Origin of the sequence: Pseudomonas sp. NY15437, from assembly GCF_048068435.1 — a bacterium.
GTDB classification, from domain to species: domain Bacteria; phylum Pseudomonadota; class Gammaproteobacteria; order Pseudomonadales; family Pseudomonadaceae; genus Pseudomonas; species Pseudomonas nitroreducens_B.
Genome location: NZ_JBLUQC010000008.1, coordinates 79,841 through 100,155 on the forward strand (window position 1 = coordinate 79,841; position 20,315 = coordinate 100,155).

The 20,315-nt window shown below is 67.1% G+C and carries 12 protein-coding genes; 3 read left to right on the plus strand and 9 right to left on the minus strand.

Going from position 1 to position 20,315, the window contains the following annotated elements; all coding sequences use genetic code 11:
* Positions 1-17: 17 nt before the first annotated feature.
* From ACNFIA_RS18820 to epsC, 7 genes are all read right to left on the minus strand, one after another.
* Positions 18-848, minus strand: a complete 831-nt coding sequence (locus ACNFIA_RS18820; RefSeq protein ID WP_416787603.1) for a hypothetical protein — start codon at positions 846-848, stop codon at positions 18-20.
* Positions 849-953: 105 nt separating this feature from the next.
* Positions 954-2,552 carry a response regulator gene (locus tag ACNFIA_RS18825; protein ID WP_416787606.1) on the minus strand — a complete coding sequence of 533 codons (1,599 nt, stop codon included), beginning with the start codon at positions 2,550-2,552 and terminating at the stop codon, positions 954-956.
* Between the two features lie 328 nt (positions 2,553-2,880).
* On the minus strand, positions 2,881-3,735 hold the full coding sequence (locus ACNFIA_RS18830; RefSeq protein ID WP_416788004.1) for an AraC family transcriptional regulator: 855 nt from the start codon (positions 3,733-3,735) through the stop codon (positions 2,881-2,883).
* A 174-nt stretch (positions 3,736-3,909) separates the two neighbouring features.
* A complete protein-coding gene (locus ACNFIA_RS18835) occupies positions 3,910-8,307 on the minus strand; it encodes a response regulator (protein ID WP_416787608.1) in 4,398 nt (1,465 codons plus the stop codon).
* A gap of 41 nt (positions 8,308-8,348) precedes the next feature.
* Positions 8,349-9,506: an HD domain-containing phosphohydrolase gene (locus ACNFIA_RS18840; protein ID WP_416787611.1), complete on the minus strand. Its 1,158-nt coding sequence runs from the start codon at positions 9,504-9,506 to the stop codon at positions 8,349-8,351.
* A 335-nt stretch (positions 9,507-9,841) separates the two neighbouring features.
* Positions 9,842-10,708 carry a 4-hydroxy-tetrahydrodipicolinate synthase gene (dapA, locus tag ACNFIA_RS18845; RefSeq protein ID WP_416787614.1) on the minus strand — a complete coding sequence of 289 codons (867 nt, stop codon included), beginning with the start codon at positions 10,706-10,708 and terminating at the stop codon, positions 9,842-9,844.
* Between the two features lie 327 nt (positions 10,709-11,035).
* Positions 11,036-11,989: a serine O-acetyltransferase EpsC gene (gene epsC, locus ACNFIA_RS18850; protein ID WP_259754908.1), complete on the minus strand. Its 954-nt coding sequence runs from the start codon at positions 11,987-11,989 to the stop codon at positions 11,036-11,038.
* Between the two features lie 374 nt (positions 11,990-12,363).
* On the opposite strand from epsC, the gene ssuD reads away from it, so the two are divergent.
* Positions 12,364-13,500, plus strand: coding sequence for an FMNH2-dependent alkanesulfonate monooxygenase (ssuD, locus tag ACNFIA_RS18855; protein ID WP_416787616.1), 1,137 nt, complete (start codon positions 12,364-12,366; stop codon positions 13,498-13,500).
* A gap of 43 nt (positions 13,501-13,543) precedes the next feature.
* Here ssuD and ACNFIA_RS18860 read toward each other — a convergent pair whose 3' ends face one another.
* The gene (locus tag ACNFIA_RS18860) at positions 13,544-17,659 is read right to left on the minus strand and encodes a CheR family methyltransferase (RefSeq protein ID WP_416787619.1); all 4,116 of its coding nucleotides are present in this window, start codon (positions 17,657-17,659) and stop codon (positions 13,544-13,546) included.
* 18 nt (positions 17,660-17,677) lie between these two features.
* Positions 17,678-18,058 (minus strand): hypothetical protein, encoded by a 381-nt coding sequence (locus ACNFIA_RS18865; protein ID WP_416787622.1) that lies wholly within the window; start codon positions 18,056-18,058, stop codon positions 17,678-17,680.
* On the opposite strand from ACNFIA_RS18865, the gene ACNFIA_RS18870 reads away from it, so the two are divergent.
* Complete coding sequence (locus tag ACNFIA_RS18870; RefSeq protein ID WP_416787624.1) at positions 18,045-18,965, plus strand: hypothetical protein; 921 nt, start codon at positions 18,045-18,047, stop codon at positions 18,963-18,965. The two genes, ACNFIA_RS18865 and ACNFIA_RS18870, sit on opposite strands and share 14 nt — an antisense overlap.
* A gap of 237 nt (positions 18,966-19,202) precedes the next feature.
* Positions 19,203-20,315, plus strand: a complete 1,113-nt coding sequence (locus tag ACNFIA_RS18875; protein ID WP_416787627.1) for a mechanosensitive ion channel family protein — start codon at positions 19,203-19,205, stop codon at positions 20,313-20,315.

The window sequence follows — 20,315 nt, forward strand, 5'->3', positions numbered from 1 at the left end:
GCGTGGATAGGGGGAATTCAGCGGGAAGACAGTTGCAGGGCGCGGCTGGACTGGATCAGCAGCGGGCGCTCCATGGCCGACGGCCGGGATTGGTCGAGGGCGCGCTGGTAGAGACGCAGCGCGCCTGCAGGGTCCTGGCGGACGTAGTCCAGATAGGCGCCGGCGAACAGGCCTGCCTCGGTGCGCAGGTCACGCTTGACCGCGTCGGGGGCCTGCAGGGCATCGATTTCGGCGAACACCGCCGAGCTGTCGGTCTTGCCCTGGTACAGGGCAACCAGCGCGCGCTGCTGGGGAGTGACGGCCTTGATGCCACGGGCGAGCTTCTGCACCCGCGCCTTGGCGGCATCCGGCTTGAGCCCGGCATCGCTGGCGCCGCGAGCGCCAAGCCACAGCCCCCAAAGGCCGGCATAGGCCTGGATCTGCGGATTCGACGAGTGCTTCTGCAGGTCGGCGAAGGCATTGCGCGCCAGATCGAAGCGAGCCAGGGCGGCCAGGTTCACCGCCGAAGGCACGGCGACGATGGCGCTCTGGTCGCTGCCCTTGAGCGCGTCGTAGAACTGCCGGGCGCGCATATGACGGCCGTTGGCATCTTCGAGGAAGGCCTGCTCCGCCAGGGCACGGGTGCCGCCCTGTCCTTCGGCCGCCGCTTCGCGAAGCAGGGCCTGGGCGGCGGCGAGGTCGCCTTCGAGCAGTTGCTGGTGGGCCAGCAGCACCATGGGCTGGGCAGGCTGCTTCGCGGCGCCGACCGGGTCGGCAAGGGCGACGCCGCTGCCGATCAACAGCGCAATGGCGAGCATGGACAGAGCGCCGGGGCGGCGCGAAAGAGAGGATTTCGAGGTGAGGTTCATGGCGGCAACTCCGCAAATGGACGAGTTGCGCACATGCTAGGAAGGGGGCCGCCCGAGCGAACTCAGAGTCCTTCAGGCGACGCCATCGGAGTTATTCGATATTCGCTATTGGCTGGCCAGAAGCAGCTCAAGTTCGAGGCTCACATTCACGTCATCGTCGATACGCTCACACAGGAATCTGCCCCTCATGAGCTCGGCCAGACGTTCGGCGTGGCTACGATCGATGATGCTGTCCCTGGCCGTCTGGCCGGACATCGCCAGCAACACCCAGACTCGGCCATGCTCGCGCAGCCCCAGTTCCAGGCGCACTTTCACCGGAACCTCGGCATCGGCGCGAAACAGCGCCAGGGTGGTGGTGATCCACTCCGAGAAGACCGCCGTATCGATCCAGACGCGGCCGACAGGGCTGCGAGGGACCCGCAGCATGCTCGCCGAGTGCCCGGTCAGGCTGCGCTGTATCAGCGTGGGCAGGTCGCCCACCACGGGCGAGGTGGCCACCTTCCCCTCCTCCAGCGCGCAGACGCGACGCAAACGCTCCAGGCGCGCCGTGAGGTCGGGCAGGCCGGGCGTGGCGGGATGCAGCTTCAAGTCCTCCAGGCGCCCCGCCAGTTCGGCCAGCGACGAGAGATAGAACGCGGAGCGCTGGCGCAGTCGCGCCTCGGCGACCAGTGCACGGTCGCGCAACTCGAGCAGGTGTTCCTCGCTGGCGGTAATGTCCTGCAGCCCGCCGAGCATGCCGGACAGCCTGCCGTTGAGGTCGCGGTACGGCACCATCCAGTAATGCAGTACCCGTGGCTCCCCGAAAATCTCGACACGGTTGGTCACCGCGATAGGTACGCCGTCATTGACCAGCCGGCGGAATGTCTCCGGGAGGGTTTCGCGCAATGCCGGCGGGAACCAGCGGGCATCGGTGAGGCCGGAATCGAGTGCCTCTTCGGCAGTGATACGGAAGTGGTCGAGGAAACGCTGGTTACAGAACAGCAATCGCCCCTCGATCGATCGCACGAACATCGGATTCGGCGCTGAGTCGACCAGGCTGCGCAGCATGCCCAGTTCCAGCGGCAAGCTGTCCTGCGTGACCGCGCCAGCCGGGGGCTGGTCCCCCACCAGACCATTGCGCCGGGCAATTTCCGCCAGCTCGACACTGGAGCCCACGTGCAGCTTTTCGAGAAGATGTCCCTTGTAGGTGCTGACCGTTTTGAAGCTGATCCGCAGTTGCTCCGCAATGCGGATATTCGAGTTGCCCTCTGCAATCAGCTGTAGAACGGCCAGCTCGCGCGGTGTCAGCCCCTCCAGCTCGTTGCCGGGCCCGGGCTGCATATGCTCGCGGGCAAAATGCGCGCGCCCGGCCAGCACGTCGACTATCGCCCTGCGCAGGTCGCTCAGGTCTTCATCCTTGCTGACAAAGCCGCTGGCGCCTGCCTGAAAACACAGCGGCGCAAAATGCGACGGGTTCTGCCGGCTGTACACCAGCAACTTCTGTTTCGGCTCGCGTGCACGCAGCCTGCGCAGCAGATCGAGTCCGCCAGCCCCGCCCAGGGCAAGTTCCAGTATCACCAGGTCAACCTGCACCCTGCGGGAATGGCTCAACGCGGAGAGCACGTCCTCCGCCTCCGCCGCCACCACGTGCCCCATACCTTCCAACAGATCCCGCAATGCGCTGCGCACAATGGGCGTCGGATCCACCAGCAGAACCGTTGCCATCCCCCGCTCTCCTTAAACTGCGCGTCCCGCGCAGAAGCATAGGCGAGCCGGGAGCGGAGGTTGGGGTGGCAGCGTGGAGCCGACGTCGGTTTCGTTACGGTCTGCCAGGGAGCGGCACGAGCGGCTCGGCAACAGCGTGCACAGTCGAGCAACCTGCCCCGGGCGGGCTTCGCGCAACGCTCCGGGGGAGGCCGGCGTTCTGAGCAGTACTCGCGCGACGGGGCGCACCAGCGCCGGAGCGATGGACGCAGTCGAGTCAAAATCCCATGCTCATTAATGCCGCCAGCCGCCGGCCGGGGTTCGGACGGCGGCAAGGCGGCAGAGCGTGTCATTGCAGCGGGATATAGATATCCGTCTGCCACTGCTCCAGGGGCGTCTCCGGGAAGACGCTCAGGTAGTGGAAGAACAGCGGATGGTCGCGAAGCTCTTCGTTGCTGACGGGTAGCCAGTCGCGATAGATCGGGTAGATGCTTTCGCCGATGTGATCGGGCGAGCCGACGTGGCGCACCACCACGCAGCGGCCGCCGGGAATGACCAGCTCGCGGACGCCCTGGTCGTTCGGCGCCACGGCCTCGCTGATCTCGCCGCAGATATCGAAGCGGAAGTCTTCCGCCGGCGTGGTATCGGGGTTGCCGTAGGGAATGCCGAAGGTGCGGCTCGCGCCGACCGGCGATTGCCCGCTGCCCATGCGCCACTGGATGAACTGGCGCACGCTCGCATCGAGCGATGCCGGCGAGCCGCAGTGTTGGAGGGCGGCAACCCGGACTTCGGGGAAATCGACGATACGTACCTGCATGGTGATGCTCCTGGAAAAATGGGGAATGTCGAAAACCGCATGCCAGGTCTGCCAGTTCGGCTGCTGCCGGAAGGCACTGGGCGCCATGCCGAAGTCCCGTCGAAACGCCCGGGTGAATGCCTCGGGGCTGTCGAAGCCTGCATCGAGGGAGGCGTCCAGCACCGTGTAGGGCGCGCCGGAAGCCAGGCGATGCGCCGCGCGCCGCAGGCGCATCAGTTGCACATAACGCGCAACCGGCACGCCGACATAGCCGGTGAATTGCCGATGGAAGTGAAACACCGAGAAATGCGCCACCTCGCTCAAGGTCCGCACCGAAAGGTCACCCTCCAGGTGGGCGTCGATGTAAGCAAGCACGGCGTCGAAGCGTTTGGCGTAGGCAGTCGAAATAGCAGGCACCGGGTTGGCGCTCCTGGTTATGCGGTCGACGACAGGTTCTCCCACCCCGCGCTGGGCGCGCCTAGCCGGACTTGCTCAGGTCATGTCCGTGGCGGGCCGCAGCCCCTGCCGACAGGCTGCGGCTGCGCATTATCACCGCAACGGCTGCCATGAGGGTGGCGACGATCACGACAACTCGCTGCGCAGCAGCTCCAGGGCTCGGTCAAAGTCGAACTGATCGAGCTGTTGCGCCACCTCGGCCAGGCGCTGGGCCAGGCCCGGCTGGAGGTGGCGTTGGCGCAGCCGTTCGACGGCCTTGATGGCGTCCGAGTCGCTTTCGCTCAGCAATTGCTGCAGACGGGCCAGCTCCCGCTCCAGTTGTTCATCGCCCTGCTGCGCCTGGGCCGGAGCGCTGGGCGCGGCATCGGCAGCAAGTGTGGCGAGGGCGTTCAAGGTGGGGGCCAGGCGCTGCATCAACGCGGCGAGCAGGTCGTCGATAATCGCCTGGGCCTCGCCGGCCTGGCACGCCTGCTCCAGAGCGGCAGCGGCCTGGGCGATGGCCGTGGCGCCGATGTTGCCGGCCGTTCCGCGCAGCGTGTGGGCCATGCGCGCGGCGGCGGTTTCGTCCGCATCGCCCAGGGCGCTGCAAAATCGCTCGGGGAACCCGGCCTGGGCGTCGCGAAACTTGATCAGCAGGCGCCGATACAGCTCGGGCCGGCCCATGCAGGTGGCCAGTCCGGCAGCCATGTCGATGCCTTCCAGGCTATCGGGCAGCACACCGGCCAGCGGCGCTGGCGTTTGCTGCACGGCGTCCTGCCCCCTGCCCCTGGGGACGATCCATCTGGCCAGCGTGGCGAACATCGCATCGACGTTGAGCGGCTTGGAAATATGGTCGTTCATGCCGCTGGCCATCGCCCGCTCGCGGTCCCCCTCCATGGCGTTGGCGGTCATGGCCAGCACCGGCAGCTCGGCGAAGCGCGCCTGCTCGCGGATCTTGCGGGTGGCGGTGTAACCGTCCATGACCGGCATCTGGCAATCCATCAGCACGCCATCGAAGCCGTCGTCGACCGCGAGGATGTCCAGCGCCTGCTGGCCGTTGCCGGCCAGCTCCAGGTGGATGCCGGCGCTCTCCAGCAGCTCGCGTGCAAGCTCCTGGTTCAGCTCGTTGTCTTCCACCAGCAGCAGCCGGGCGCCGTTGAGGCCGGCCAGGTTGCTGGCCGTGTGGCCGGAGCGTTCGGTGGCGCGGGTTTCGCTGGGCGGGACCTGTCCCAGCACCACGGCGATGGCTTCGAGCAACGACGAGGGCGTGACGGGCTTGGTGAGTACCAGCGGCAGCGTAATGCCCTGGCGCTCGGCTTCCTCGTGGGCCTCATCGCGACCGAAGGCGGTCACCATGATCACCGAGGGGGTATGGCGCAGGTCGCCGGCATACATCCGGCTGACCGTCTCCATGCCGTCCATGCCCGGCATCTTCCAATCCATCAGCACCACGTCATAGGGCAACGTGCGGGCTTCGGCATCGGCGAGCAGGCGCAGGGCCATGCCGCCGCTGTCCGCGACGTCCACCTCCAGACCGAAACTGCGCGCCATGCCGGACAGGATTTCCCGCGCGCTGGCGTTGTCGTCCACCACCAGGACGCGCGTGCCCAGCAGCTCGTCGGCCTTGAACATGCGTCGCGGCCGCACGCCCTGCTGCACGCCCAGCCGAACCACGAAGTGGAAGGTCGAGCCCCGCCCCTGCTCGCTCTCCACCCAGATACGGCCGCCCATCAGTTCCACCAGCTTCTTCGAGATGGACAGGCCCAGACCGGTGCCGCCGTATTTGCGGGTGGTGGAGTTGTCGGCCTGGCTGAACGACTGGAACAGGCGCTCGCATTGCTCCTGGGTCATGCCGATGCCGGTGTCGCGCACCCAGAAGTGCAGCTCGGCCTGTTCGTCGGTGGCCTCGACCGCATCGACGCCCGCCACGATCTCCCCCCGCTCGGTGAACTTGGCGGCGTTGTTGCCCAGGTTGATCAGCACCTGCCCCAGTCGAAGCGGATCGCCGATCAGTGCGGTGGGCAGCTCGGGATCGGTCTGGAAGAGCAGCTCCAGCCCCTTGTCCTCGGCCTTGAGGCCGACCATGCCGGCAAAGCTGTCCAGCACGTCCTCCAGGCGGAAGGGAATCTGTTCGAGGCTCATCTTGCCGGCCTCGATCTTCGAGAAGTCGAGGATGTCGTTGATGATGCCCAGCAGGTTCTCGGCGGATCGATGCACCTTCTCGATGTAGTTGCGCTGCTTGTTGTCCAGGCCGCTGCGCAGTGCCAGGTGGCTCATGCCGATGATGGCATTCATGGGCGTGCGGATCTCGTGGCTCATGTTGGCCAGGAACTCGCTCTTGGCCAGGGTGGCCGCCTCCGCCGCCGCGCGAGCGGCGATCAGCTCGGTGACGTCGATGTTCACCCCGGTGGCGCGCAACGGCGTGCCGTCCGGTGCGCGGGTGAAGCGGCTCAGGGACCTGAAGGTCCGCACCTGGCCGTCGTTCTGCCGGATGATGCGGAAGTCGCATTCATAGCGCTCGGCGCCGCTGGCCGCCGCCACGGCATAGGCCTGGTCCGTCGCCTCGGCGTCCTCGGGATGCAGCAGGGCCTTCCAGGCCGCCATCGTGCCGCCGAATCCGCCCGGTTCGAGCCCGAACATTTTCTCCAGCTGCGGCGTCCAGTAATCCTGCCCCGTGGTGAAGTCGACATCGAACACGCCGATATCGCCGGCTTCCTGGGCCAGGCTCAAACGGTCGCTGGCGGTGCGCAGGCTGCTTTCCATGGCCCGCCGTTCGCTCACATCCCGCACCGACGCGCAGACGCAGCGGCCGCGTCCTTCCAGGCTCGGCAGGTGCGACAGGCCGATCTCCACCGAAAACAGGCTGCCGTCCTTGCGCACGCCACGCAGGTCGTCGAGGTTGGCGCCCATCTGCCGTGTGATCCGGGTGGACATGAAGCCGTTGCGCAAGCCCACATGCCGCTCGCGGATGGCCTGCGGTACCAGGCGTTCCACGGTGGAGCCGACCAGTTCGCCGCGCTCGTAGCCGAACAGGGCGTCCAGCTGCGGGTTGGTCATCAGGATGCAGCCGTCCTCCCCCAGCACCAGCATGCCGTCCGGCGAGGCCTCGATGATCCCGCGATACCATGCCTCCGTCGCCTGCAGCGCCGCCTGGCGGGACTCCAGCTCCGTCGCCTGGCTTTCCAGCAGCAGCGTCTGCGCCGCCATGGCGTCGGCCTGCCGGCGTGTTTCCGCCAGCAGCGCCTGGGCCGTTTCACTGCGTTCCATAATGGCCATGGCCCCCGCCAGCCGCGGCAGGACCTCCTGCAGCAGGGCGGACTCCAGCTCCGACGGCTCCCGCAGCCCGGCCAGCTCCAGGACCCCCAGCAAGCGCTCGCCGCGCATCACCGGCTGCACCAGCAGATGGCTGGCGGCGGCCTCGCCCAGCTCGGAGCGGATGTGCCAGAACTTCCCCGGCAGGTCGGTGAACTGGCGGGGCGTGCGGTCCAGCGCGCACTGGCCGAGCAAGCCCTCGCCGAGGGCCACGCGGTCCGCCGGCGGAAACGCCCTGTCCAGCGCATAACCGCCCAGGAGCTGCAGGTGGCTCGCGCCCTCAAAGAGCACGTAGAGCACCGCCTGGCAGGCGCCCATCATCGGCACCAGGCGCTGCAGGAACAGACGGCCCAGCTGCTCGGGCGTTTCGGCCGCCTGGATATCGATCTGCACGAGCGATACCTGGGCCTTGATCCAGCGTTGCCGTTCCAGCTGGCGCGCCTGGATCTGCAACTTGGCGATGGCGCGCGCGAGGTCGCCGGTTTCGTTGTCCAGGTCGGTATGCGGGATGGGCTGGTCCAGGTCGCCGGCGGTGAGCTGATCGACTGCGTTGCGGACGCGCTCCAGCGGCTTGCGAATGGACTGGCTGACCAGCCAGGCCAGCGTGAGCGCCAGGGCCAGGCCGCCCAGGAGCAGCACGTAGGTCAGCAGGCTGCCCTGCTCGGCGTTGCGGGTGATCTCGTTGACCAGGTCATGCAGGGCTGCCTGCTTGTCCTTGGTGATCTGGTCGAGCGCCGCACCGGCGCGCTCGTTGAGCTGCTGGAACTCGTCGCCGCTGATCAGCAGTTGCGCCTGCCCCTGACGCCCCTCGCCGGCCAGTTGCAGCGCCTCGTTGCCGGTCGCGAGCACCCGCTCCAGCAGCAGCTCGAATTCGGCGAGGCGCTCGATGTTGTCGGCGCGGAACACGGTCGGCCGGGCAAGCGCCAGGGACTCCTGCAGGTTCTGCTTGTCCGCCTCCATCTGCCGTAGCGCGGCGATTCGCGTGTCCGCGCTGCTGGTGGCGACGGCCCGTTGCAGGGCGCGGACGATGTTGGGCAATTGGACCCGCACCTCCTGCAGGTGGTTGGCACCGATCAGGTCGCGGTTGTAGAGCTGCTGCAGTTGATGCTGCAGCACCGCCTGCAGGCGCAGGCTGGCCATGCCCAGGACGAGGGACAGCGCCAGTAGCGCGGTAAAGCCCAGGATCAGCTTGCGACGCAGGGACAGCCGCTCGAGCACAGCGAATACGTTCATCGACGAGCACTCCTTGGCTGTCGGCGCGTCATCATGGCCACTCAGGGCTCCTGGGCGATGTGCTCCAGCGCGGCCAGTTGCCTGGCCCTGTCCTGCTCGGTGTCGGCGAAACGCAGGGCGATGTCCCAGAAGCGCTCGGCGTTGGCCAGGAAGGCATCGCAGACATCGGGATCGAAGTGCGAGCCGCGTCCCTCGCGAATGATCGCCACGGCCCTTTCATGGGGCATGCCCGGCTTGTACACGCGGTGGCTGATCAGCGCGTCATACACGTCCGCCACTGCCATGAGGCGGGCACTGATGGGAATGTCGTCGGCGGCCAGGCCCTGCGGATAGCCGCTGCCATCCCATTTTTCCTGGTGGCTGTAGGCGATCTCCTTGGCCAGACGGAGGAAGTCGACCTTCACCGCCAACTGGTTTTCCGCCTGCTGGATGGCGTCCCGCCCCAGGGTGGTGTGGGTCTTCATGATCTCGAACTCTTCGGGGGTAAAACGTCCGGGCTTGAGCAGGATGTGATCCGGAATGCCGACCTTGCCGATGTCGTGCAGCGGCGCGGATTTGTACAGCAGCTCGATGGTCGCCTCATCGAGGAACTGGCTGAAGCGCGGGTGCTCGCGCAGCAGCTCGGCCAGCAGCCTGACGTAGTTCTGGGTGCGACGGATGTGGTTGCCGGTTTCGTTGTCGCGGGTCTCCGCCAGCGAGGCCATGGCCTGGATGGTCACGTCCTGGATCGCCATGACCTCCTGGGTGCGGCGCTTCACCTCGCTTTCCAGATAGTCGTTCTGGTCGCGCAGGAAGTCTTCGGCGGCTTTGACCTTGAGCTGGGTGGCGACACGCGCCAGCACCACCGGCGGGCTGATCGGCTTGGTGATGTAGTCGGCCGCCCCCACCTCCAGCCCGTGGATCTCATCCTCGGCCGAGGCCATCGCGGTGAGAAAGATGATGGGAATGTTGCAGGTGCGGGCGTTGGCCTTGACCTGTTCGGCCACGGCGTAACCGGACAGGCCCGGCATCATCACGTCCAGCAGGATCAGGTCGGGAAGGTGTTCGCCCTCGAGGATGCGCAGCGCCTTCTCCCCGTTGTTCGCCACCTTGATGCGGTAGCGGTCCTTGAGCAGATCGACCATCAACATCAGATTTTCAGGCGTATCGTCGACCACCAGGATGGTCGAGAGGGAAGAAGCGTTCTGCGTGGTGTCCATTGAGTCGGCTCCCTAGCCAGTCGAAGAGAGGCCCTGACCTCGCCGCTCCATTGCAGGAAGCGTAGCTAAAAAACGCACAGCCGCCGTGGCGCCTGGCGCCATGCACGCGTGCCGGGAAGCCTGGCCGGGAGCTTGCCCCGCGGCGCGCGGAATGGCTGCCAATACGGGAAATGATCCCTTACATTCAGTAACGCGTTACCACACCAGGCGCGGCATTTCAGTAACGCGTTACGCACACCGCGAACATCGAATTCCGTCGGGGAACGAGAGCACAGGGCGGCCGCGGAAAAGTGATCGGACAGGCCTGCGATCCGTTTCCCGCGCCACCGCAGCGCCTAGTCGGCCAGATCCGCCAGCACGCGTTCGAGGCGCTCCAGTGTCGCCGGCGTGCATGCCTGCATCGGCTCGCGCAACTCGTTGGCGATGAGCCCCTGCAGGGCCAGTGCACCTTTCACCGGTGCGGGGTTCGCTTCGGCAAAGGCCGCCTGCATCCAGGGCAGCAACCGATAGAAGGTGCGCCGCGCGGCGGTGACGTCGCCCTCCTCCATCTGCCGGAACAGTTGCACATAGAGATCCGCGCGCACATGGGAGGACGCCGAGATCGCCCCGGCCCCGCCCAGGCAGAGGTTGGCGAAGATCTGCAGGTCCTCCCCGGTGAGCACCTCTACTTGGCCGTCGGCGATCAGCGCGAGGGTGGTCTCCACGTCGCCGGCGCAATCCTTGATCGCCCGGATGTTCGGATGGCGCACGATACGGCGCAGCGTCTCGCGCTCGATGCGCACGCCGGTGCGGTAGGGAATGTCGTAGAGCACCACCGGCACGCGGGCGGCATCGGCCACGCTGCGGAAGAAGGCTTCCAGGCCGGCTTGCGAGGGGCGGATGTAATACGGCGCCGGCACCAGCACGCCGGCCACCGGACGGCGCTGGATCGCCTCCAGCAAGCCCAGCAGTTCGCGCTGGTTGTTGCCCGCCAGGCCCATGATCACCTGGTGCGCCGGCACCCATTGCAGCACGGCGTCGAGGACCTCGAGCTGCTCGTCATGGCTGAGCGCTGCGGCCTCGCCCGTGGTGCCGCACACCACCAGGCCGGTGACGCCCTGCTCCAGCAGATGCGCGACCAGCCCCTGCAGGGCCGGGTAATCGACCGCGCCATCACGAAAGGGAGTGACCAGCGCCACCCAGATCCCACGAAAATTCGACATGCAAAAACTCCTGTTGGCTGACCGTGTAGTCGCCGTCAGGGAGGGATGCGGGAATCAAGCGGGGGGAGGTTCGACCTTGCGCCTTGTGTCCTGTCAGCCCATCTGACGGGACAGCGCCCCGGTCAAATGAGCGACTGTTTCTTCGATTTCTTGGCAACGACGACGCACGCGCACGCCTGGGCGAGGAAGCCCGAAGCGGAGAGCGAATGGTCGTGGATGGGGAGCATGTCGTTGCCGATGCGTGAAATGTCTGACGGATACTGCTCAACGCGCGGGGGCGCTGTCAACTCCCCCGCTGCGCTTCGCGGTCCCGCAGGCAATACGCGCTCAGTCCTTGCCGCAGCGGCTCTCGTCGTGCTGCAGGCTGGCCTGGCTCACCTGGCTGCCAGGCGGCACGCTACGGGTCAGCCAGACGTTGCCGCCGATGGTCGAACCCTTGCCGATGGTGACGCGACCGAGAATGGTCGCCCCGGCGTAGATCACCACGTCGTCCTCGACGATGGGGTGGCGCGGCTCGCCCTTGTGCAACTGGCCGGTTTCATCGGACGTGAAGCGTTTCGCCCCCAGGGTCACGGCCTGGTAGATGCGCACCTGCTTGCCGATGATCGCGGTTTCGCCGATCACCACGCCGGTGCCGTGGTCGATGAAGAAACTGCTGCCGATCTGCGCGCCGGGGTGGATGTCGATGCCGGTGGCCGAATGCGCCAGTTCCGAGATGATCCTCGCCAGCAGCGGCAGGCCGGCGTTGTAAAGATGGTGCGCGAGGCGATGATGGATGATCGCCACCACACCCGGGTAGCACAGCAGCACTTCATCCACGCTGCGCGCCGCCGGGTCGCCCTGGTAGGCGGCCAGCACGTCGGCATCCAGCAGGCGGCGCATTTCCGGCAGCGCGCGGGCGAAGTCGCGCACCAGCACCACGGCGTGCTCATCGATGCGGTCGTCCACCACATCGCCACGCTGCCGCGCGCTGTAACGCAACTCCAGGCGGGCTTGCACCAGCAGCGCGTTCAGCGCGGCATCCAGGGTGTGGCCGACGAAGAAGTCCTCGCTCTCCTCGCGCAGATCGTTCGGCCCCAGGCGCATCGGGAACAGCGCACTCGCCAGGCGCTCCACCACTTCCTCGACGGACTGGCGCGACGGCAGTTCGCGACCGCCCTGCTCCGGATGCCGGCCGCTGCGGGTGCGCCAGTCGTTGCGGGCGCTGCGCAAGTCCTCGACGATCTGCGCCAGTTGCCAGTTCACCGGGCCATGTTCGTTCAATCGCTTGGCGTCATTCATCGCTTGCTGTGTTCCTTGGTCTGCGGGGGCTTTCAATCACGATGGCCTATCCTGCTCGGTCCCGCCGCGCAGGACAAATCGCCGGAAGGCATAACCTAATGCCTTTTTTGCAGGTTCAACTGTTCCCCCTGCAACAGCGAATCAACAGCGGTGTTGCCCAGGCAACACTGCAAGGTGCTCGGATACCGCGAAAACCCCGCCTCGCCGCCCTGGCACAGGCCTTGCTGACTCGCTGCACCCACCCAGACGCCTTCCCCATCCCGGAGTCACCGCACGAAACATGCCGGCAGCCGGGGCCGAATTCCAATGAAGACTTGCCACGCGTGCACCGACGGGGCGCCGCCCCACTTCGACGATGGCAACGAGGACAGTCCATGAGTCTCGATATTTTCTGGTTCCTGCCGACTTCCGGCGACACCCGCTACCTGGGCCATTCCAGCAGCGGCCGCCCCGCGACCAACCACTACATGCGGCAGATCGCCGTGGCCGCCGACCAACTCGGTTACGACGGCCTGCTGATTCCCACCGGCAGCAGCTGCCTCGACCCCTGGGTGACCGCCGCCAGCCTGGTGCCGGTCACCCAGCGCATCAAGCTGCTGGTGGCGCTGCGCACCTCGCTGGGCAACCCCACCGCCTCGGCGCGCCAGGCTGCCACACTGGACCAGGCGAGCAACGGCCGCCTGCTGCTCAACGTGGTGCCCGGCGGCGACAGCACCGAACTGGAGGCTGACGGCGTCTTCCTCAGCCATGACGAGCGTTACGCGGCGTCCGACGAGTTCCTGACCATCTGGCGCCGCCTGCTGTCCGGCGAGACCGTCGACCATGACGGCGAGCATCTGAAGGTCAACGGCGCGCAGAACTTCTTCCCGCCGCTGCAGAAGCCCTACCCGCCGCTGTACTTCGGCGGCTCCTCCCCCGCCGCGCACGAACTGGCGGCCAAGCACGTGGACGCCTACCTGACCTGGGGCGAGCCGCCCGCGGCGGTGGCCGAGAAGATCGCCGACGTGCGCGAACGCGCCGCGCGCCAGGGCCGCACGGTGCGTTTCGGCGTGCGCCTGCACGTCATCGTCCGGGAAACCAACGAGAAGGCCTGGGCCGCCGCCGACGAGCTGATCAGCCACCTGGACGACGCCACCATCGCCGCCGCGCAGAGCAACTACGCGAAGATGGATTCGGTCGGCCAGCAACGCATGGCCGCGCTGCATGGCGGGGATCGCAACAAGCTGGAAGTGGCGCCGAACCTGTGGGCCGGCGTGGGCCTGGTGCGCGGCGGCTCCGGCACGGCACTGGTCGGCGACGCGGAAACCGTGGCCGCGCGGCTGCTGGAATATGCCGCGCTGGGCGTCGACAGCTTCGTACTGTCGGGCTATCCGCACTTGGAGGAAGCCTATCGCTTCGCCGAACTGGTGTTCCCCCTGCTGCCCGGCAAGGGCCGCGTGACGGTGGACGGCGTGCTCACCGGTGGCGCCTTCGATGTGCGCGCCGGGCGCGACAAGGACGCCGCCGCCTGAGGCTCGGCCGCCCTGCCCGCGCGCGGCGGGCAGGGCTGGCGGGCTACTCCTGCATGGCGCCGCTGACACCCAGCTCGCGGGCGATCCGCTGCAGGGTGTCGAGCGTCACCGGCTTGCTGACGTGGGCGTTGTAGCCCGCCGCGCGCGCCTGCTCGGCATCCGCCGCCGACCCGTAGCCGGTGAGCGCCACCGCCGGCGTGCCGGCATGGCCGGGCAACTGGCGCACGCGCCGCATCAGCTCGTGTCCGTCCATGCCCGGCATGCCGATGTCCGACAGGATCAGGTCGCAGGTCTCGGCCTCCAGCCAGCGCAAGGCGGCGGGGCCGTCTTCGGCGGTGGCGACCGTGGCGCCTTCCATTTCCAGCAGTTGCTGGAGGATCAGGCGGATATCCGGCGAGTCATCCACCAACAACAGGCGGGCGCCGGCGAGCGGGCCGGTGGACTCCTGCACGGTATCCACCGGCAGGTCGAGCTGGCGATACTGCGGCAGCCACACGCTGAACAGCGCGCCCTGGCCCCTGCCGGCCGAGGTCGCCTCGATGCGCCCCTGCTGCGCCTCCACCAGCTCGCGCACCAGCGCCAGGCCAATGCCCAGGCCTGACTTGGGCAGGTGCGGCTGCTGCTCGGTCTGGCCGAACAGCTCGAAGATCCGCGGCAGGTCTTCCACCGCGATGCCCTGGCCATCGTCGCGCACGCGGATGCGCAGCATGCCTTCGTCCTGATCCAGGCTGACCTGGATATTGCCGTGGGACGGGGTGAACTTCACCGCGTTGCTCAGCAGGTTCCAGACGATCTGCTCGACCCGCACCGGATCGGCCTCCGCCACCAGCGGATCGCTGCCGCGCGGCGGCAGTTGCAGGTCGATCAGCAGGTCCTTGTCGTGGGCCTCGGAGCCCAGCGCGCCGACCACATCCTCGATGACGTTCTGCAGGATCACCGGAGCCAGGTTGAGCTTGAGCTTGCCGGTATTGACCCGCGACAGGTCGAGCAGGTCGTCGATGATCCGCGCCTGGCTGCGCACCGAGCTCTGGATACCCTCGATGGCGCGCGCCGCGACCGCGTGGGAACGCACCGCCGAGAGCCGCGCGATGAGGTCGGCATTGAGCTGGATGAGGTTCAGCGGGTGTTTGAGCTCGTGGGACATCATGGCGAAGAACTCGTCGCGCAGGCGCACCTTCGCCTGGTTCTGCTGCAGGCGGCTCTCCTGCTCGGTTTCGGCGCGCTTGCGGCTGGTCACGTCGCGGCCCATCTTGGCGAAGCCGTGCGGCAGCGCGGTGGTCACGCCACTGCAGAAGAAGCTGCTGCCGTCCTTGCGCAGCTGCCAGCGATCGGTTTCCGCGCGGCCCACCTGGCTGGCCACGCGCAGCTCTTCACGGGGCGCGCCGGCGTGCTGGTCCTCCTCGGTGAAGAGGACGTCCAGGCTGTGGCCGACGATCTCCTGCTCGCGGTATCCATAGGCGCGCTCGGCGCCCTTGTTCCAGCCGGTGATGCGCCCCTCGCGATCGAGGGTGACGATGATGAAGTCCTGGGTGCTCTCCACCGCCAGGCGCAAACGCTCTTCGCTGTCGCGTGCTTTGTCTTCGGCGAGGCGGCGCTCGGTGATGTCGATGAAGGTCAGCACCGCGCCATCGATGACATTGTCGGTGGTGCGGTACGGCAGCATGCGCGCCAGGTAGCGCCGGCCATCCTTGCTGGCGACCTCGCGCTCGATGGTGCGCAGCGTCTCGAAGCTCGCCGTCGCATCGTGGGCCAGGTCCGGGTACTCCAGACGGTGGGTGATGTCCAGCAGCGAGCGCCCGGTGTCGCTGCCGATGATGCTAAAGATCGCCGTGGCGCGCGGCGTGTAGGACTTGATGCGCATGTCGCGGCCGACGAACACCGTGGCGATGTCCGTGGAGGCGATCAGGTTCTGCAGGTCGTCGTTGATCTTGCCGGTTTCCTCGACCTTGGTCTTGAGCTCCTGGTTGACCGTGATCAGCTCTTCGTTGATCGACTGCAATTCTTCCTTGCTGGTCTCCAGCTCCTCGGTGGTGGAACGCAGCTCCTCGTTGATCGCCTGCAATTCCTCGTTGGAGGCCTTGAGCTCCTCGGTGGAGGTTTCCGCCTGCTCGATGGTCGCCTGCAGTTGCTCCTTGTTGCGCTGCAGCTCGCTCTCCAGCTGGGACAACACACTGTCCTTGACGGTCTGCTGGTGGCTGGGGCTGTCGGTGGCCATGCTCTCTTCGACCTCGTCGAAGATCACCAGGGCGAAGTCGGCGTCCTGGTCGCGGAACGGCCGGATGACCATGTTGATGTAGGCCGTGGCGCCGTCACGTTCATGCTTGACCCGTCGCGCCTCGACGCTCTTGCCGGTCTGGAAGGCCTGGAACAGCGCAGTACGCAGCTCCAGGCGCAGCGACGGATGGACCAGCGACAACAGGTGGTGCGAGGGCTCGCCGCCGATGTAGCGCAGGTAGCGCCCGGCCCGGTCGGACATGTGCACGATGCTGGATTCGTGGTTCACCACCACGCTGGGCGGCGCGTATTGCTCCAGCACCCGCTGGTGCAGGTCGGCGAAGGAGATGCGCCGGCGTTCGGCCGGCCGCTCGCTGCTGGCCTGCGGCGTATCCGCCAGGGCGATGAGCGGCAACGGCGATGCCGGCCGGCCCATCACCGCGCCGGGCCTGGCGCGGTAGATGCGATTCTTCTTGTCCACCGGGGTGAACAGTTCCAGGCAGACGTCGGCCGACTCGGCGCTGCCCAGGAACAGGTAGCCGCCCGGCGCCAGGGCAAAGTGGAACATCTGCAGGATGTCTGCCTGCACTTCGCGGTCGAGGTAAATCAGCAGGTTGCGGCAGCTGATCAGGTGCAGCTTGGAGAACGGCGGGTCGCGCAGCAGGTTGTGCATGGCGAACAGCACCCGCTCGCGGATTTCCTTCTTCACCCGGTAGCCGGTCTGCTCCTTGGTCACGTACTGGCGCAGGCGCTGCGGGGTGATGTCGGTGAGGATCGCCTCCGGGTACGCGCCGCTGCGGCCGATGGCGATGGCGTGCTCGTCGATGTCGGTGGCGAACACCTGGAACTGCCGGTCACTCTCGCGGTACTCGACGTACTCGGCCAGCAGGATCGCCAGCGAATAGGCTTCCTCACCCGACGAGCAGCCGGCGCTCCACACCCGCACCGGCGTATCGGCGGACTCGGGCATGTCGAACACGCGCGGGATGATCTCCCGTTCCAGCGCTTCGAAGGCTTCGCGGTCGCGGAAGAAATTGGTCACGCCGATGAGCATGTCGGCCAGCAGGTGGCGGGCTTCCTCCGGTGTGTTCTGCAGGAAGGCGCGGTACGCCGGCAGGTCGCCCAGGCGGTTGACCTGCATGCGCCGCTCGATGCGGCGCAGGACCGTGGCGCGCTTGTAATGCTTGAAGTCGTGGCCGCTGCGGGTGCGCAGCAGCGTGAGAATGTCCTTCAACGCGGTTTCCGCGGCACGCGACTGTTCCGGGTCGTCGATGGAGCGGAACGGCGTCGCCACCTCGGCATCGGCCGGCAACTGCATGGTGCGCATGGTCTGCCACAGGTCGATGAGTTTCTGCGGGATGTCGCCCACCGGCAGGATGAAATCCACCTGCCCGGTGGCGATGGCACTGCGGGGCATCTCGTCGTATTCGGCATCGTCCGGGGCCTGGGCGATGGTCACCCCACCCTGCTCCTTGACGCGCGACAGCCCGGCCGAGCCGTCGCTGCCACTGCCGCTGAGGACGATGGCCACGGCGTGCTCGGCATGGGCGTCGGCCAGGGTCCGCATGAAGATGTCGATGGCGATGTGGCGCGGCTGGGCGGGGTTGAGTTCGGTCACGCGCAGGTAGCCATCGTTCATGGTCAGCTGCATCGCCGGCGAAATCAGGTAGACGCAGTTGCGCTCGATGGGGGTCGGCTCGCTGATCTGCCGCACCTTCATCTTGGTGACTTTCTGCAGGATCTCGTGGGCGCTGCTCTCGTGGTGCGGCGAAAGGTGCATCACCACGACGAAGGCCATGCCGTTGTCGTTGGGCATGTTCTCGAACAACCGCAGCAAGGCCGCCAGTCCGCCCGCCGAGGCACCGATGCCGATCACGGGGAAGTTGAGGTGGCTGGGCTGCACCTTCAGCTTCAGTCCTTCGGCGGCGGGAATCTCTTCACTCATGGCTCTGGTTCCTTGGAGTCATTCGGCCGGGTCGGCGGCAAGCGAAGCGTAGCAGCGTCGGGCGCCGAATCCGACCATCCGCGCGGCATTTTTGCCGCCCAAACGCGACGCCCGCGCAACCTGGAACGCCCGTTCCAGCCGCTGCCGTAGCGACCGGCGTCTTGCTGTAGAAGACCGCGTCGCTACCGTTTGGGTTCGAACGGCATCGGCCGGCGGGCCGTGGTCGTGCAATCTGCCAGTGCCGGTTGGCTTCACCTTGCGTTCTGCATCACCGGATTCTTCGGACAACTTCGTAACCCATTGAATAAAAACGCAATAATATTTTGAAACAGGTGGCACGGGCGCTGCAAAGACAGGTTCAGGTTCAGCCAAAGGAGCACTGACCATGATTGCCAGCACCGACACTTCCCTCACCGCCGTGCAGGACCGCTCCGGCGTTGCCTGGCCGGCGATATTCGCCGGCGCGGCGGCCGCCGCAGCGTTATCGCTGATCCTCATCGTCCTTGGCTTCGGCCTGGGATTCTCCGCCGTGTCGCCCTGGCCCGGCGATGGCGGCACCTTCAAGCAGATGAGCATCTCCACCTTCATCTGGCTGGCGATCACGCAGATCCTCGCCTCCGGCCTGGGCGGCTACCTGGCCGGGCGCCTGCGGGTGAAGTGGGCCAGCCTGCACGGTGACGAGGTGTACTTCCGCGATACCGCCCACGGTTTCCTCGCCTGGGCCATCGCCACGCTGGTCACCGCCACCCTGGTGGTCGGTTCGGTCAGCAGCCTGGTGGGCGGCGGCCTGCAGGCGGGCGCCACCCTCGCCGCCGGCGCAGCGGCCAGCGCCAGCGGCGCCGCCTCAGGCAGCACGAAGACCGCCAGCGACAACACGGACGACGCGGCCTACTTCATCGACACCCTGTTCCGCGACAACCGCCCGGTGGCCGTCAGCGATGACGCCGCCCATGCCGTCGCCACGCGCATCTTCCTGCGCGGCCTGGCCCAGGGGCAGCTCAGCGCGGACGACCGCACCTACCTCGCCCAGGTGATCGCCCAGCGCACGCAGATCAGCCAGGCCGAGGCCGAGCAACGCATCGACGCGGTCTTCGCCCAGGCGCAGCAGGCCAAGCAGCAGGCATTGCAGGCCGCCGACACGGCGCGCAAGGTCGCGGCCGGCTCGGCGCTGTGGATGTTCGCCGCCCTGCTGTGCGGTGCGTTCTTCGCCAGCTTCATGGCCATCGTCGGTGGCCGCCGCCGTGACGCGGAGCTGCTGGTGGTCCACCACGTCCATTCCACCCCCCATACCCAGCCCATCCGCTGACAGGAGACTCACCATGCGCTCGATCCTCCTCTACTTCCTCGGCGTGCCGATCCCGATCATCATCCTGCTCGCGCTGTTCTGGCACTGATCTGCCTGCGGGAGAGCGGGAGGGCCCCTTGCGGCCCTCCCGCCTTGCCGACTCCGCTCCGCTTGCCGGCACCGCTCAGGTGTCGCGACTGAACTTCCTTCCCCCTGCCGCCCCAAACCTACTCCTGTCACCGCCGATAAGGAGACACCATGGCGTCGCTGAATTCCTGGCTGGACCTGACGGTGCTCGGCCGCCTGCTGCTGGTGGTCGTTGCGGCCGCCGCCGGGTTCGTCATCCTGCGCTTTCTCATCGCCACCGCACGCAAACGCCTGGAGGGACGCACCAGCCAGTGGGCGCGCTACGCCTCGGCCATCGCCGGGCGTACCAGCAATGTGCTGATCTTCGTCTTCGCGCTGATGCTCGCCCTCAAGCTCGCCACCCTGCCGGACAACTGGAGCGCCGCGCTGTCGCACGCCTGGTTCGTCGTGCTCGCGCTGCAGGTCGCCTGGTGGCTGGACGCCTGTGTGCGGCTATGGACCCGCGACCTGTCGCGGCTGCGCTTCGGCAGCCTGCACAACCCGGTGATGGCCTCGATCGTCTCGGTGGTGGTGCTGGTGGTGGTCTGGGCGGTGATGCTGCTGTCGATCCTCGCCAACCTGGGCGTGGACATCACCGCGCTGATCGCCAGCCTCGGCGTGGGCGGTATCGCGGTGGCGCTGGCGGTGCAGACCATCCTCAGCGACATCTTCGCCTCGCTGTCCATCGGCTTCGACAAGCCCTTCGAGATCGGCGATTTCGTGGTGTTCGGCGATGTCGCCGGGACCATCGAGCACATCGGCCTGAAGACCACGCGCATCCGCAGCCTGAGCGGCGAACAGATCGTCTGCTCCAACGCCGAGCTGCTCAAGCAGACGCTGCACAACTACAAGCGCATGAACACCCGGCGCATCGTCTTCCAGTTCGGCATCAGCTACCGCACCCCGGCCGACAAGGCCAAGGCAGTGGCCGATCTGGTGAAGGAGATCATCGACGAGGTGAGCGTGGCGAAGTTCGACCGCGCCCACTTCCTCTCCTTCGACGAGAGCCGGCTGCTGTACGAGGTCGTCTACATCATGCAAACCGCCGACTACAACCGCTACATGGACGTGCAGCAGCGCATCAACCTGCGCCTGCTGGCGGGCATGCAGGCGCTGGGCGTGGACTTCGCCTTCCCGGTGCGCGAGCTGCGCAACCCACAGGCCCTCGTCGATGCCGGCGAACCGGCGCGCGAAGACTTCGACGAGCGGCGCATGGATGCCGCGCGCCCTGGCACCAGCCACTGA